This window comes from Vagococcus humatus, from assembly GCF_003950325.1.
In the GTDB taxonomy this organism is placed as follows: Bacteria; Bacillota; Bacilli; order Lactobacillales; family Vagococcaceae; genus Vagococcus_C; species Vagococcus_C humatus.
Map to the genome: position 1 here is coordinate 1,001,968 of NZ_PXZH01000001.1, position 14,936 is coordinate 1,016,903.

The following is a 14,936-nucleotide window of genomic DNA, read 5'->3' on the forward strand; positions in this document are numbered from 1 at the left end:
CTTCTATGTTTTTTAATTTGAAATAAAAAACACTCTTAGAAAAAACAGCAAGCGTTTTAAATTAGTATTATTCTTATTTCATATCTATATTAACATAAGTTATATAAGTTGTCTTGCTTTTTACTCATAATTTTAAAATCAACTAGGTAATAACTATTATCAATTGCTTTTTATTCTATTTTGGTTATAAAATGTAAGTTACATGTTACTTTTTAGCTATTTTTTCTTTTATTTTTTGAATTAATTCTCTCCAAAGATAACGCAGTACATAAAGTAAACCTAAACTAAAACTCAGGTAAGCTATTCCTTTAAAAAAATAATTTGACGGCATTCTCGGTAGAAGTATACTACTTCCAATAATCAAGGCAACTAATAACAAGGTAACCATTATCTTTTGGGTTAAATATTGAAAATGTTTCCATAATTTTTCTTCTTTTTCTAACTGTACCGTTAAATGCAATTGCCCTCTGGCTAGAGTGCTAATCGCTTCAAACATCCGAATAGGGATTTTAGGCATCACTTTAATAAAAGCAAGCAAATCAAAAGCAGCTTTTTTTCCTTCTTTTCTCACATCAAATCGTTCGATTAACTTTTGCATAGCAAATGGTGTAGCCACATCCATCATAGATAAAGAAGGATGAAGCTGCTCAACAATACCTTCTAAGGTTAAAAAAGCTTTGACTAATAGCATAATTTCACTAGGTACTTGTAGTTGATGCTGATGACAAATTCTCATAATTTGATTAGAAATAAGCTGGAAATCCATATCTTGGACAGGCATATCATAATACGGTGCTAAAAATTCTTCTAAATCAAGAAAAAAACGACTGCGTTTCATTGGACCTAGTTGTTGACACAACTGAAGCAAAGCCATCCCAATCGTTTCACTATTTTTGGTATAAATAGCTATCACCACATTGGTCAGTTTATCTAACATCTCTTCTTGAATAGATCCCATCATGCCAAAATCAAGATAAACTAATTCATAATCTGACTTAGACTGATTAGATTGCCAAGTCGTCTCATAATGCCAGTCACCGACTTGCCCAATTCGCTTTCTTTTAGGCATTTTAGGTTGATTTAAAGGACGTGGTCTTGCAAAAAGATTACCAGGATGAGGATCCGCATGAAAAAAACCATCTTCAAACACTTGTTTAACAAAATTATCCAACAACACTTCCCCTAAGTATTGATTTCTATCTGCTAACTCTTTGGAGTATCTAGTAGCCTCTCTTTTTTCTTGGATGACTTGATTGATACTTGTTCCCTCCATAAACTCAGATACCACTACTTTACTAGTTGAATAGTCTGGATACATTTTAGGAGATCTAATAATATCCCATCCATTATTAAGTTGATAAAACTTTTGACCATTTTGAACTTCATTGTAGCCATTTAGCTCTAACTGAAAACTTTTTTTAACTTCTTGAATTAATAAACTAGGATGAATCACATCTGATTCTGGCACTGATTCTAACAAGGGAATAGCTTTTTCTAATAATGCGATATCCATTTGAATTTTTTTAGTGATATCTGGATGTTGTAACTTCACCACTACTTTCTGACCATTCTTTAAATAAGCCACATGAGTTTGTCCCATGGAAGCTGAAGCAATAGGGACTTCTTCAAAAGACTGAAACACTTCTAATAAAGGTTTTTGTAATTCTGATTCAAGTTCTGTTTGAACAGTTAAAAAATCATGAGTAACAGACCGTTCCTGTAAACGTTTTAGACCTTCTACAAAAGTTGGCTTAAAAATATCTGTTCTGACTGATAAAAATTGGCCAATTTTAACAAAACTAGGACCTAATTCTTCAAAAGCTAGGCAAACTTCTTCAGGATTTTTTTGTAAAATAAGGTGTTTGATTACATGATGTTGACTAAATGATTGGATGATTTGTTTTAGTCTTTGCCGTTCTTCTTTCGAAGTAATCTGTTGACTAATCTCCTCCCACCCTTCATACTCTTCCATCTAATTTGGCCTCCTTCAACTCATGTCTCTTTTCTTTTATTCTACCACATCCCTTTCAAATCTAAAGAATACCACTTATTTTATCCACTCAACAAAAAAAGCAACCACTCAGTAAGTGATTGCTTTAAGCCCCAATAATATCTAGAATTTCATTTTTGATTGTCAGATACTTATCATCCACTGAGACACGATGTCTTTCATCTGTCAAGGCTTGGTAAGTATAGTCTAGCTGATATTCTTTTTCAATTTTGCCTGGATTTTTCGACATCACCCACACTCGGTTACCTAAAGTCATGGCTTCATCAATATCATGGGTAATTAAAAATACTGTAGTTTTCTCTTCTTGCCATAAATCTCTCGTTAGTCCTTGCATGTTTAAACGAGTTAAAGCGTCTAAAGCGCCAAAAGGCTCATCCATTAAAATCATTTTTGGTTTATTAACCAGTGTTCTAGCAACTGCTACCCGTTGTTGCATTCCACCTGATAATTCAAAGGTATGAGCGTCTTTCACGTGCAGTAAGCCAACTTGTTCTAAGATACTTTCTGTTCTTTCTTTTATCATAGTAGGATTGACTTGTCTCATTTTTAACCCATATTCAATATTTTCTTGAACAGACATCCATGGGTATAAGGTAGAGTCTTGAAACACTACCCCTCGCTCCCAACTTGGTTGAGTAATAAGTTTATCTTCCATCTGACAGGTTCCTTTAGTCGGTTGAATAAAACCTGCTATCACTTTTAAAAGAGTACTTTTACCACAACCAGATGGTCCTAATACACAAATGAAATCTCCTTGATTAATTTGTTTATCAATTTGTTCAATCGCTGTCACAGGTCCTTTTTTAGAATCATAAACCACTGAAACTTGATTAATATCGATAAATGCTGGCTTAGTTATTGTCATCTTATTTCATCTCTTTCATGGCTTGTTCAATGTATAGAGGTTGGATAAATTGATTAATTTGTTCCATAGTTGGTTCTTGTTGAATCGTTTGTTGTTTATGTAAAAATGTGGCTGTTTGTGAAAAGACTTTAGCAAAATCTCCTGGTTCTTCACTAGTGCCTAAATATTTATCAGAAAGTAATTCCTCTCCAGTTAGCCAAAGTGTTCCTTCCATTTGTTTTAATGCCTCTGCTTTTGTAATGTCTAATTCTTTAGCGGCTAAATCAGCTGCGGTTTCTGCGTCTTTTCGGTAAAAATTTCCTCCTTCTAAGTTAGCTCTTAAAAAGTCACGAGTTAAGTCTGGATATTTTTCTAAAAAGCCATCTCGGCCTAGCGTGATATTCGCTGTAACATAGCCATCTTTAGCTAAATCAGCACTGGATAGTAAACTTGTGCCATCTTCAAGCAACTGGTCAAGAGTAGGTTGCCATGTATAAGCTGCGTCAATATCTCCTCGTTTCCAAGCAGCTACAATATCTAAGGTATTCATATCTAATAAAGTTACTTTATCTGTTAAATGATATTTTTCTAGTGTATTCAGCAAACTAAAGTGAGAAGTAGATGAAAAAGGTGTAGCTATTTTTTTGCCAGCTAACTGGTCCATTTGTTTAACTCCTGAAGCATTTCGTACCACTAACTGTTCATTTGTTCCAATCACTTCATTGATCCAAATAAGTTTAACAGGCAACTGATTTGCCAAAGCGACTACCCCATTTGTGTGTCCCATAGTAGCAAAATCAATACTCCCTGATGAAAAGGCCTTGTTAGCATCTACACCACTATCAAATACCACAAAATTAGTTTTAATTCCTTTTTCTTTAAAATACGGATCATAAAACTGTTTAGCTCTTGCTACAGTTTCATCATTTGGCACACGTAAAATACCAATATTTACTTCTTTAGGTTGTCCTGTTTTACTGGATGTTTCTTTCGTGCATCCTTGTAAAACGATGACTAGTAAACTAAGTGCAACTAGTAGTAACCACTTACTTTTATTTCTCTTTTTCATTAGTCCATTCCTTTCCAAAAGACAAGTTTTCTCTCTAACTTTTGCAAACCAAAATCAATTAAAATACCAGTTAATCCCATGATAATAATCCCAAAAAACATCACATTACTTTTTAAATATTTAGAGGCATCAATCACCATCCAGCCAATACCAGATGTTGCTGCTACCATTTCGGCTGCCACTAAGGTCGTGTATGACACACCTACTGCAGTTCTAATTCCGGTAAATATTTCAGGCAAACAAGCTGGCAAGATAATGGTTTTAAAAATCTGTTTACGGTTTGCTCCTAAAGTCTGAGCACTTAGAATGTAATTAGGATTAATTTTATTCGTTGCTGCTATACATGAGATATAAATAGGGGCAAATGCTGCTAAAAAAAGTAGCATAATTTTAGAAGCTTGACCAATTCCCATCCACATAACTAATAGCGTATAGTAAGCAAGCGGTGGAATAGGTCGATAAAATTGAACAAAAGAATCAATGACTGCATGGACTTTTTGCGAATAACCACTTAATAACCCTAAAGGAATTCCTAATATAATAGCAAAAAAAGTAGCGGAAATTAATCGGTAAAAACTCACACCTAAATGAGACCAGAAAGAAATGTTATTATAGCCATGTTTTATGATATCGATGCCTGTTAACACTACTTCTTTAGGGGCTGGTAAAATGACAGCAGGTATCAGTTCTATTTTAGTTACCGCAAACCATAAAATTAAAACCAACAACCAAATACTTAAGGTTATACCCTGATAGTTTTTCTTTTCTTTCATTTTTTTCTCCTAACTCATCATTAGCGAAAAACTCGCCTCCTAATGTTAGAAGGCGAGGTAGTCGCATAACCTAATTTTATAATAAATCGAAACGATAGTTGGTCACAATAGGTTCACGGCCAGTGGTTACATCATTAAAGTATTCATACATACATACTCCTAAGAATGAACCTACCATATTGTAAACATTTGTATATCCCATATTTCCTAAAGCACGCACCATGTTGTAGCTACGTTGACTAGATAAACAGTGAACATAAACAGGTCGATCAGTTGGAATTTCATCTAATCTATTTCTAAATTCACTTAATGGAATATTAACCGCTCCTTTAATGTGTCCTTCTTGGAATTCTGGACGTTCCCGAGCGTCGATGATACATGCACCTGACTCTACTAAACTACGAACTTGTGTCACAGGTACTTGTTTAAATTCTCCGTTTAACACATTTAAACCAACAAGAGCTGCAAAGTTCACTGCATCTTTTGGTGTCGCATACATAGGTGAATAAGCTAATTCTAAACTAGCTAAATCTTCTAATGTTCCACCTAAAGTAATAGCTGTAGCAATCACGTTAATACGTTTATCTGCATTTCCTAAACCAATAGCTTGCGCTCCCATAATCTTGCCTGAAGGAGTTGCATAAATTAATTTAAAGTAAATAGGTTTTGCATCTGGCATTAAACCAACTTTATCTTTTGGAATTACATAAGCAATATCATAAGCGATGCCTTCTGCTTGTAATTCTTTTTCATTCATACCAGTACAAGCAGCATTTAAATTGAAACATTGTACAACAGATGAACCAATAACACCGGGGTTGTGGTTAGTTCGACCATACATGTCGTCTGCTGCTGCACGAGCTTGCATTTGTGCAGGAAATGCCATAGTTAATTGAGTTCTTTTCTTCGTTAGCATGTGAGTCACTTCAATCGCATCACCCACTGCATAAACATGAGGTAAGTTAGTATGATAATTGTGGTCAACTTTAATTGCTCCACGTTCATTTAATTCAACCCCAATTTTTTTAGCTAAGCCAGTTTCTGGACGAACCCCAATTGCCATAATAACAACTTCAGCAGTCACTTCTTTACCAGAATTTAAGATAACTTTATCTGTTCCAACTGTTTTTAGAGCATCTTCTAAAATAAGCTCTACACCATGATCATGAATTTCTTTATGTAAAATTTGTGCCATATCGTAGTCAAATGGTGCCATAACTTGATTAGCAGCTTCAATAATTGTGACGTTTTTATCTGCTAAACGGAAGTTTTCAGCTACCTCTAATCCGATAAAGCCAGCTCCAATAACTGCAATGTTTTTCACATTATTGTCTTCAACAAAAGCCGCAATTTTTTTGATGTCTACAACATTACGAACAGTGAAAACATGTTGTTGATTGATTCCTTCAATTGATTGAGGAACAATTGGACTAGCACCTGGAGCTAACATTAACTCATCATAATGATCCGTTGAAAGTTCTCCTGTTAAAGTGTTTTTGATAGTAACTTCTTGTTTAGTAGCATCTACATCAACAACTTCTGAGTTAACGTGTGCTTCAATATTATATTGTTTTTTAAATTGTTCTGGTGACATTAAAACTAAGTTATCAGAATTTTCTACAATACCACTTAAATGGAAAGGAAGTGCACAGTTAGAAAAAGAAACGTGAGGACCTCTCTCAAACATAACAACTTCTGCAGATTCATCTAATCTTCTCACACGAGCTGCTGTTGAAGCTCCTCCAGCAACGCCGCCTACTACTAATACTCGTTTACTCATAACTAAATTCCTCCAATAATTATTTTTTATTTGGAATAATACATACTTTACCAGCGAAAGCTTTTAAGCCAACTATACCGCCTAGAGTTAACGCAATTAAGAATACCCAGCCTGATAGAGAGAAGTTTGTAATAGCTGAATATAGTGCTCCGATATTACATCCTTTGGCCATTCTAGAGCCAACTCCCATCATTAACCCACCTACTGCAAAGTATACCCCATCTTTTCCTTTAAATCTAAAATTAAACTTGAAGCGTCCTGCCAATAAGAAAGCAATCAATGAACCAAACACTAGCCCAATATTACGAATAGTTCCACCATCTTGTAATAAACCAGCATTGACTTTTTCTAAGATACTTTCAAAGGCTGGAGACTCAAAAGTCATTCCCAATTTTTGAAGAACATACACATCTAACACTGTAAAAGCAGAAGTAACTCCCCAAGCTTTTTGAGTGGTAATTAGAATAAAGATAGAGACAACAGATAATAAAATAGCTCCTGTTACAAAACTCCAACGTTCAATAAAGAATTTATGATAAGTTTCAAAACTTGTCCACTTAAATGCTTGTGCATCTTTTAGTGGTTGTTCAAATACTTCATAATCTGACTTAGGATCCGCATAGGTTCCTGCTTGTTTACGTTTGTCTTCGTAACGACGAGTTATCCAGTAAAGAACTCCTAGTAACACTAATGTAATGACAACAGCGCCAACAAATCCTACATAATCAGGTAAGTAGACTTGAAAGCCAACTTTACCTACAGAAGACTCATCGATCACATAACGTAACCAGTGTCCTGGTGCTGCACCTAAGACAAAGAAAGGCAAAGCAATAATTGCATGTCCTTCCCCTTCACCAAAGTCAGCTAAAGTTCCAGAAGCACAACCACCAGCTAACATCATTCCTACACCAAAAATAAACCCACCTAAAATAGTTGCAATATTAGTAAAGGCTACATTTTGAGTACCAGGGATAATTGCTTCCCCTTCTTTAGCAACCATGGCTGTTACTGCTCCATTTGAAGCTGCAAACCATTGAATTCCTAAGGCTAAAAACATAGTAACAGCTAGCATTAAAATTAATGCTTTAGTTAGACTGCCTTCTCCTCTTACATAAATCCGTTTAACTCCACCAGCAAAACCAAATCTAGAACGAGTTAAAATATACCCTAACAAAACTCCTGCTAATAAATACATTGGCAAACTGGCCTTAGTTTGTCCTAAAGCATAACCTGCCCAAGCTAATATGGCGATTAAAATAACTCCTATAATGGGTTGTTGACTATTTAAGCCCATTTGTTCAAAGTTCTTTTTCATATTAAGCATCCTCTCTTATGATGTTTTATGCCGTCCATTTTTTAGCAAATTTGTTGCCAATAATGCCGCCACCGACTAAAGCGATTAAGAAAATCCAACCAGATAATGAGAAGTTAGCAATAGGAGTATATAAAGCCCCTACGTTACAACCATTAGATAAACGTGTTCCAAATCCCATAGTAATACCACCTAAAGCATATAATGCCGCTTCTTTACCAGTTAAGTGCATTTCAGACATAAAGGTGCGTTTAAATTGTCCAGAAGTTAATAAGAAAATTAACGTTCCAAATAAAATACCAAAGTTTTGCACACTAACGCCATTTTCTAATAAAGGATTAGCATAAAATTCAGGTGCCATTTTAGTGAAACTTGCTAAAGAATCAGCTGAAACACCAAACAACATTAAGAATTTTCCAAACCACATACCGTAAGGAGTAGAAGCACCCCAACCAGCTTTAGTTACGCCCATCATCACTGTAAAGATAATCGTTAAAATAACTGCTCCTTGTTTTAATGTCCAAGGAGAAACAAATAAATGATAGTAAGTTTTTTCACTTTTCACTGTAAAGTTTTCTACATCTACAGTTTCTTTATTATCTTGCATTTTTTCAGAAAGGACTCCGTGATAAGTATTCGCTTGACGGCGTTTTTTTTCGTATAAATAAGATAGTGCCACTACAATTAAAGCAAAAATTCCTGTTAAAATAAGGGCACCTAGATAACCATTTGTTCCATCATTTTTAAACCAGTCAGGTAAAAACACACCATTTGTTCCTAAAGCTTTACCTGTTTCAGATGTAAATAATGAATGAATGATCCAGCCTTGAGAGTTTTGAACAGGATAGCCTAAAAAGACTCCCATACAAAAGAATATTAAAGTCACACCTGCACGAGGTAAGGCAGTGATTAAATCTGTTAACACACCAGAGGCACAACAAGATGAAAAGGCCATACCAAATCCGAATAAAATACCACCTAAAATTAATCCTAAGTTAATGGGATTAACCCATAAATCAAATTGTGTGGCATCTGCTAAGAAGAAATAACCTGTTGAAGCTAGCGCAGTTAAAAAGAATAATAGCATTAACGTTCTCATTAATTTTGTAGAACCAGTATTATACGCTCGGTTAACACTTCCAGCAAAACCTGTATAGGCTCTAGATAGTGTATAACCTAAACCTAAACCAAACAGTAACCGAATAAATAAAACATTAGAAGCTAGCATTGTTTTTCCAGCAATCAATAAAACAATTAATAAAATAAATCCAACAATATTTTCTTTTTTATTCATGAAGACTCTCCTTCCGTTTGTTTGTGTTTTCACGAACAAATTAATTATATAATAATTAGTGAATTTTTCAATGCTTTTACAAACTTTTCTTGAACTTTACCTGAAAACCACCATTAAACAGTTTACATTCAAGCACTTTTATAAATAACATAAAAAACAAGTGATTTATATGTGAAATTTATCCAAACAAGCTTTTATAAAAAATAACTTAGCTAAAATAAAATGATGAAAAAACTATCTTTATTCAAACATCCCTTATCAGGTCTTTAACTCCCTTAATTAGAATAACTATAATTACGTTTTTTTTTAGTCATATTTATAGAAGTAGTCTATTTTACTGTTTACCTGATTGACTCACTAACTCATGATTAAGAAACAAATTCTCTTGCATTGCTAAGTTTTTCCGCTTATTTAACCCTACTTTTAAAATAATTTCCTACCAAATAAAGAAAACGTTTACTTACTTAACCTGTGATATACTTGGTTAAAAAGGAGGACTTGCTGATGAAAATAATTGAAGGCTATATGCCTTATCTTGAGTATCAAACTTACTACCGTATCCTTCAACCAGACCACCCTGCTCACTCTAAAACACCAATTGTGTTACTTCACGGTGGCCCTGGGTCTACTCACAATTACTTTGAATTATTAGATGATTTAGCTTTAAACAACCGTCCTGTTATTATGTACGATCAATTAGGTTGCGGAAAATCTTTTGTGGAAAATCGACCAGATCTTTGGAAAGCTGAAACATGGATGAACGAATTAATTGCTTTAAGACATCACCTTAACTTAGACTCTATCCACTTACTAGGACAGTCTTGGGGAGGAATGTTGGCTATTCAATACTTGTGTGATTATCAACCTAAGGGAATTCAAAGTTTAATTTTGTCTAGCACCTTACCTGCGGCTATTATGTGGAAAGAAGAAACTCACCGCTTAATTCGTTTAATGGATGAAAAAGATCAACTAGCCATCCAACAAGCAGAAGCATCAGGAAACTTTACTGAGCCGAATTATTTAAAAGCAAATGAAAAATTTATGATTAGACATGCTGCCGACCTTCCTTCTGATAGTTCTCCTGAACCTTTACGCCGAAAAAAACAAAGTGGCGCAGCTTCTTACCTCACTGCTTGGGGACCAAATGAATATAATCCTACAGGAACTCTAGCTAATTGGGATTACCGAGATCAGCTAGATAAAATCAATGTGCCAACCTTAATTACTAGTGGGACAGATGACCTATGTACCCCGCTGATTGCCAAAACGATGTATGATTTAATCCCTAATAGTTCTTGGGAGCTTTTCCCTAAAAGCCGACATATGCCTTTTGTGGATGAAAATAGCACTTATTTATCTCAGTTAAATAAATGGCTAGATGATCATGAATAAATAAAAAAAAGAGGGGCTATTAACAGCCTCTCTTTTTATTCGTTATACTTATTAATCTTCATTAGGATCATCAATTGCATCTTGATGAGTTGGGTGAACAGTTCCAGGTAAGTGATCTGGTCCTGCATAAATCGTATATAATTTAAGTGGTTGATCACCTGTATTAATCACATTATGCCATGTGTCAGCTGGAACGAAAATAGCAAAATCATCTGCTACAGGTGCTTCAAAGGTCAAGTTGTCTTCACTAGGACCCATTTTACAAATACCTGTTCCTTGTTCTACACGTAAAAATTGATCAATACCTTCGTGAATTTCTAAACCAATGTCATCTCCTGGTTGAATAGTCATAACTGTTACTTGAAGTTTTTCACCTGTCCAAATAGTGGTTCTAAAATTTTCATTTTGAAGAGTCATTTCTTCGATATTTTCTACAACAGGTTGTTTCCCTCGATCTGAATAGTCAATTGTCATGTGTGAATACCTCCTAAGAATTCATTATTTAATTAATAAATTAAGTATACACGATTTCTAACTAAAAAGATAATAATTAGTATTATTTAATAATTATTCTAATCAACTAGATAGAAAACCAATTTTGGAGTAATTGTAAAATACAATAAGTCATACCGGCTGCAATAACTGGCCCTGCAGCAACTCCTTTTAATAACACTACTCCCATAATAGTTCCAAAGACTAAAGCAACGGTTATTTCGGGATTTTGTCCAATCAAACCTACACCTTTTGCAGATAATATAGCGACTAAAATACCGCAACCAATAGCTACCCAACCTGCTGGAGATTTAAAAGAATTGATTAAATCCTTTAATCCGATACTACCTGTAGCAATTGGTACTAAAATAGCTGCTGAGATAACAGTTACCCCTAAATTAATCCCTTTTGCAGAAAGATAGTCAAAAACTTTACCAGAAATAGGCAAAGCCTTCATAATTAAAATAAAAGCAGTAGCAATTAAAAGACTTTTATTTTTAGCAAGTGCTGCAATACCTAAAATAAGTAATAAAAAAAGCCAACTTTCCATGAGAACACCCTTTACTATATATATTCTAAATCTTCTTGTCTATTGTAAGCACAAATCTAGAAGTTCTCAACTAATTAACTTAATTTACCAACCACCTGAAAATCCTCCACCACCTGATGAACCTCCGCCAAAGGAAGAACCTCCTCCTGAGCCACCAATTGAGGAACTACCACTACTGTGATAATTAGACCAAATCAGACTTTGTAAGTAATAATTCCCTAACGTCATATTGGTCAAATCAGACAATGCCTGTTGTTTTTGGCTAGAATCGATTTCTTTACGTTTCTTTTCAGCAAAACGAAACGCTTTATTTAACTCAGTATCATCGAGAGTTATGGTATCTAAAACATGAGGACTAGACAAGTCTTTTCCTTTTAAAAAATAGTAAGTCATCAACGCAATTTCTAACTGATGATTGAGAGTATTTCTAAACTGAATGCCGTTTTGCATTAAAAACTGAGAACAAACCTGATGAATATAAGTCTGGTTTCGTTGAGAGATTCTAACTGCTAATTCATGTTTTTCAGTGACTTCTGTAAAGTAGGTCGTCACAGCTTGTGTTAGTTTATTTTTCTTAGTAAATGGATTAACTTTTAGAGGATACTCAAATGACTGAGCATTTTCTAATAAGGGAGTTAACCATGGATCTAAATGCTTTTGATCCATATAAATAGAAACGCTATAAGGAGCTTTTGTCTTAGCTTGACGCCAGTACTGTATCAAAGCATCTACAATCAAATATTGTCCTAGCCAGTTGCCCATTTCTTCCTGGTCTTTTAATAACTTGCTAGATCCACTTATTCTAATAAGTTGTCTAGCTAAATAGCTAGATAACTGAACTTGCTTATAGGCCCCTGATTTTTCATAGATAAAAACCTTCATATTTTTATCTATATATTCCTTTTGAAGTTGACCTTTAAGCTTTTGAACACGAAGTTGGTAAATTAGAAAAACAACCACAACCAAAGCAACTAAAAAGGCTAATACAGTAAACAGCAATTTAACTGCTTTAGCTTTCCGTTCTTTTTCTTGTATAACTGCCTGCTTAGAAGCATCGTAATTACCATAGCGGTCTAATACTACTCTTTCAATGTTTTGACTAATAGTCATGACAGCAGCTCCGTACTGCTCATCTTTTAACAACTCTACCGCTTCATCGTTAACGATATCTTCTTTCATACTATCGGTAATAACATCTTCTACACCGTAACCTGTTTCTAATCGATATTTATGATCTTCTATAGCAATAACAAATAAGAAACCATTGTCAAGATTTTTTTGTCCAATCCCTAATTTTTGAAACTTCTGTTCAGCATAATCTTCTATAGAATCATATCCCTCTAAATTAGGTAAAGTTACTACGACATATTGCGGTTTACCATCTAATGTACTAAATTTTTCTTCATTAATCTTTTTTATATAGTCTTTGTCTTGATCATTTAAGATATGTGCCTGATCTTCAACGAAAATATTAGAAGAAGCTGCTACACTACAGTTAGGAAAAATAATTATCAGTAAACCAGTCATCAATAACCCCATTATAACCAGTAGTTTTTGTTTTTGATAGATGGACTTTTTCATACTCACTCCACCTCCTAATCTACATTCTATGTACGTCTTAACTGTTTTAGATTATTTATCGTTAAAGTCTACTTGAGGTGCTTTTTCTGCCCCTTTATCCGCTTCAAAGTAGTCTTTTTTCTCAAATCCAGCTACGCCTGCAACCACGGATTTAGGAAATTTGCGTACAGACACATTATATTCTTTAACAGCTTGGTTATAACGATCTCTTTCAACTGAAATTCTGTTTTCTGTACCTTCTAATTGAGTCATCAAAGTTTTTACATTATCATTTGATTTAAGTTCTGGATAGTTTTCCATCACGACTAACAATCGAGAAAGAGCTCCTTCTAAATTATTGCTAGCCTCAGATACTTGTTTCACACCTTTAGCCCCAGACATTTGAGCACGTGCATCTGCTATTTCACCAAACACTTCTTTTTCTTGTTTCATGCTACCTTTTACAGAATTTACCAAATTAGGAATTAAATCATAACGACGTTGTAACTTGGATTCAACTTGTGCCCACTGTTTATCAACCTCAGCTTCTTTCGCAACAAATCCATTGTAAGTGACAACGCCATATAAAACGATTAAAAGTGCTACAATTCCTACAATTAAACCTGTTTTCTTTCCTTGTTTCATATCTTTTCCTCCTTTTAATTCATTAAAAAAGATAACAACATTCTGTTCTTTTTTAACAGTATAAGTCAGTCTGATTATTTCTACATCAGTCTAAAGTCTGAGAGAAAATAACTAGACTCTTATTTCTATTTTACATGAAACCTATCGGAAATAGCTAATTATATCCCTCTTGTTTAAACAGGTTTTCCTAACAAAAAACGTCTAAATCCATTATGAATTTAGACGTTTTGTTTATTTTATTTAATTTTTGTCACTTTTAGCTACAGCGTGCCCACCAAATTCATTGCGTAAAGCTGCTACCACCTTTCCACTAAAAGTATCTGGATACATCGAGCGGTAACGCATCATCAGTGCCATTGTGATAACGGGCGTAGGGACTTGAGTAGCTAAAGACTCTTCTACTGTCCATTTTCCTTCTCCTGATGAAAACATTTTTCCTTGAATTTCATCCAAATGTTCATCTTTTGAAAAGGCTGATTCCGTTAACTCCATTAACCATGACCGAATAACTGACCCATTATTCCAAACCCGAGCCACTTGTTCATAATCATAATCAAAAGGTCCATGCTCTAACACATCAAAGCCTTCTGCAATAGCTTGCATCATGCCGTATTCAATCCCATTATGTACCATTTTTAAATAATGACCGCTACCTACTGGTCCTGCATACAGGTAACCTTTTTCTACTGCCATATCTTGGAATAAAGGTTCAATTTGTTGGAAAACAGTAGCATCTCCACCAATCATAAAACAAGCTCCTTGCCGAGCCCCTTCTACTCCACCCGAAGTTCCTACATCAAAAAAGTGAATGCCTTGACTAGCTAAACGTCCCCCTCGTGCAACAGATTCTTTATAATTAGAATTTCCTCCGTCAATCAAAATAGAGCCAGCTGGTAATAATGCTTGCATTTTTTCGATAATTTGATCGGTTGGCTCACCACACGGCACCATAGACCAAACAATTTTTAATTCAGGTAGTGCTTCTACCATTGCCTCAACTGACTGAGTCAACTTAATATTAGCTTGATACTCTCCTTCAAGTTTTGGTTGTTTTAAATCATAAGCCACTACTTGATGACCATGATCGACTAAATTTTTAGCTAAGCTTAATCCCATTTTTCCTAAACCAACTAATCCTATTTGCATGTTATGTCCTCCTTAAAGACAACTGACGTCATACGATTTCCATGTATCATGATAGACATAGATTTTTG

Annotated in this window: 13 protein-coding genes; 1 reads left to right on the forward strand and 12 read right to left on the reverse strand. The window is 34.6% G+C overall.

Features of this window, described 5'->3' with window-relative positions; all coding sequences use genetic code 11:
- Positions 1 to 205: 205 nt before the first annotated feature.
- The 7 genes from C7P63_RS04820 to C7P63_RS04850 form a co-directional block, all read right to left on the reverse strand.
- Positions 206 to 1,972: an ABC1 kinase family protein gene (locus C7P63_RS04820; protein ID WP_125943015.1), complete on the reverse strand. Its 1,767-nt coding sequence runs from the start codon at positions 1,970 to 1,972 to the stop codon at positions 206 to 208.
- A 124-nt stretch (positions 1,973 to 2,096) separates the two neighbouring features.
- A complete protein-coding gene (locus C7P63_RS04825) occupies positions 2,097 to 2,876 on the reverse strand; it encodes an ABC transporter ATP-binding protein (protein ID WP_125943016.1) in 780 nt (259 codons plus the stop codon).
- Between the two features lies 1 nt (position 2,877).
- Positions 2,878 to 3,924, reverse strand: coding sequence for a taurine ABC transporter substrate-binding protein (locus tag C7P63_RS04830; protein WP_125943017.1), 1,047 nt, complete (start codon positions 3,922 to 3,924; stop codon positions 2,878 to 2,880).
- Positions 3,924 to 4,697, reverse strand: a complete 774-nt coding sequence (locus C7P63_RS04835; RefSeq protein WP_125943018.1) for an ABC transporter permease — start codon at positions 4,695 to 4,697, stop codon at positions 3,924 to 3,926. Before C7P63_RS04835 ends, C7P63_RS04830 begins: the two co-directional genes overlap by 1 nt.
- 76 nt (positions 4,698 to 4,773) lie before the next feature.
- On the reverse strand, positions 4,774 to 6,477 hold the full coding sequence (locus tag C7P63_RS04840; protein ID WP_125943019.1) for an FAD-dependent oxidoreductase: 1,704 nt from the start codon (positions 6,475 to 6,477) through the stop codon (positions 4,774 to 4,776).
- A gap of 19 nt (positions 6,478 to 6,496) precedes the next feature.
- Positions 6,497 to 7,792 carry a YeeE/YedE family protein gene (locus tag C7P63_RS04845; protein WP_243640795.1) on the reverse strand — a complete coding sequence of 432 codons (1,296 nt, stop codon included), beginning with the start codon at positions 7,790 to 7,792 and terminating at the stop codon, positions 6,497 to 6,499.
- 25 nt (positions 7,793 to 7,817) lie between these two features.
- Positions 7,818 to 9,083 carry a YeeE/YedE family protein gene (locus tag C7P63_RS04850; protein ID WP_125943021.1) on the reverse strand — a complete coding sequence of 422 codons (1,266 nt, stop codon included), beginning with the start codon at positions 9,081 to 9,083 and terminating at the stop codon, positions 7,818 to 7,820.
- 504 nt (positions 9,084 to 9,587) lie between these two features.
- Between C7P63_RS04850 and pepI the strand changes: the two genes are divergently transcribed.
- Positions 9,588 to 10,475, forward strand: coding sequence for a proline iminopeptidase (gene pepI, locus C7P63_RS04855; RefSeq protein ID WP_125943022.1), 888 nt, complete (start codon positions 9,588 to 9,590; stop codon positions 10,473 to 10,475).
- Positions 10,476 to 10,526: 51 nt separating this feature from the next.
- On the opposite strand, the gene C7P63_RS04860 is transcribed toward pepI, so the two are convergent.
- The 5 genes from C7P63_RS04860 to gnd all read right to left on the reverse strand — a co-directional run bounded on the left by C7P63_RS04860 (position 10,527) and on the right by gnd (position 14,868).
- On the reverse strand, positions 10,527 to 10,949 hold the full coding sequence (locus tag C7P63_RS04860; RefSeq protein WP_125943023.1) for a cupin domain-containing protein: 423 nt from the start codon (positions 10,947 to 10,949) through the stop codon (positions 10,527 to 10,529).
- 106 nt (positions 10,950 to 11,055) lie between these two features.
- Positions 11,056 to 11,517, reverse strand: a complete 462-nt coding sequence (locus C7P63_RS04865) for a DUF441 domain-containing protein (protein ID WP_125943024.1) — start codon at positions 11,515 to 11,517, stop codon at positions 11,056 to 11,058.
- A gap of 84 nt (positions 11,518 to 11,601) precedes the next feature.
- Positions 11,602 to 13,098: a TPM domain-containing protein gene (locus C7P63_RS04870; RefSeq protein ID WP_125943082.1), complete on the reverse strand. Its 1,497-nt coding sequence runs from the start codon at positions 13,096 to 13,098 to the stop codon at positions 11,602 to 11,604.
- A gap of 51 nt (positions 13,099 to 13,149) precedes the next feature.
- The gene (locus C7P63_RS04875; protein ID WP_125943025.1) at positions 13,150 to 13,722 is read right to left on the reverse strand and encodes a LemA family protein; all 573 of its coding nucleotides are present in this window, start codon (positions 13,720 to 13,722) and stop codon (positions 13,150 to 13,152) included.
- Positions 13,723 to 13,962: 240 nt separating this feature from the next.
- A complete protein-coding gene (gnd, locus tag C7P63_RS04880; RefSeq protein WP_125943026.1) occupies positions 13,963 to 14,868 on the reverse strand; it encodes a phosphogluconate dehydrogenase (NAD(+)-dependent, decarboxylating) in 906 nt (301 codons plus the stop codon).
- Between the last annotated feature and the right edge of the window lie 68 nt (positions 14,869 to 14,936).

Bases quoted from the DNA above. Each gene is read 5' to 3' on its own strand.
- C7P63_RS04820 (WP_125943015.1), bottom strand. From the start codon at position 1,972: ATGGAAGAGTATGAAGGGTGGGAGGAGATTAGTCAACAGATTACTTCG.
- C7P63_RS04825 (WP_125943016.1), bottom strand. From the start codon at position 2,876: ATGACAATAACTAAGCCAGCATTTATCGATATTAATCAAGTTTCAGTG.
- C7P63_RS04830 (WP_125943017.1), bottom strand. From the start codon at position 3,924: ATGAAAAAGAGAAATAAAAGTAAGTGGTTACTACTAGTTGCACTTAGT.
- C7P63_RS04835 (WP_125943018.1), bottom strand. From the start codon at position 4,697: ATGAAAGAAAAGAAAAACTATCAGGGTATAACCTTAAGTATTTGGTTG.
- C7P63_RS04840 (WP_125943019.1), bottom strand. From the start codon at position 6,477: ATGAGTAAACGAGTATTAGTAGTAGGCGGCGTTGCTGGAGGAGCTTCA.
- C7P63_RS04845 (WP_243640795.1), bottom strand. From the start codon at position 7,792: ATGAAAAAGAACTTTGAACAAATGGGCTTAAATAGTCAACAACCCATT.
- C7P63_RS04850 (WP_125943021.1), bottom strand. From the start codon at position 9,083: ATGAATAAAAAAGAAAATATTGTTGGATTTATTTTATTAATTGTTTTA.
- pepI (WP_125943022.1), top strand. From the start codon at position 9,588: ATGAAAATAATTGAAGGCTATATGCCTTATCTTGAGTATCAAACTTAC.
- C7P63_RS04860 (WP_125943023.1), bottom strand. From the start codon at position 10,949: ATGACAATTGACTATTCAGATCGAGGGAAACAACCTGTTGTAGAAAAT.
- C7P63_RS04865 (WP_125943024.1), bottom strand. From the start codon at position 11,517: ATGGAAAGTTGGCTTTTTTTATTACTTATTTTAGGTATTGCAGCACTT.
- C7P63_RS04870 (WP_125943082.1), bottom strand. From the start codon at position 13,098: ATGAAAAAGTCCATCTATCAAAAACAAAAACTACTGGTTATAATGGGG.
- C7P63_RS04875 (WP_125943025.1), bottom strand. From the start codon at position 13,722: ATGAAACAAGGAAAGAAAACAGGTTTAATTGTAGGAATTGTAGCACTT.
- gnd (WP_125943026.1), bottom strand. From the start codon at position 14,868: ATGCAAATAGGATTAGTTGGTTTAGGAAAAATGGGATTAAGCTTAGCT.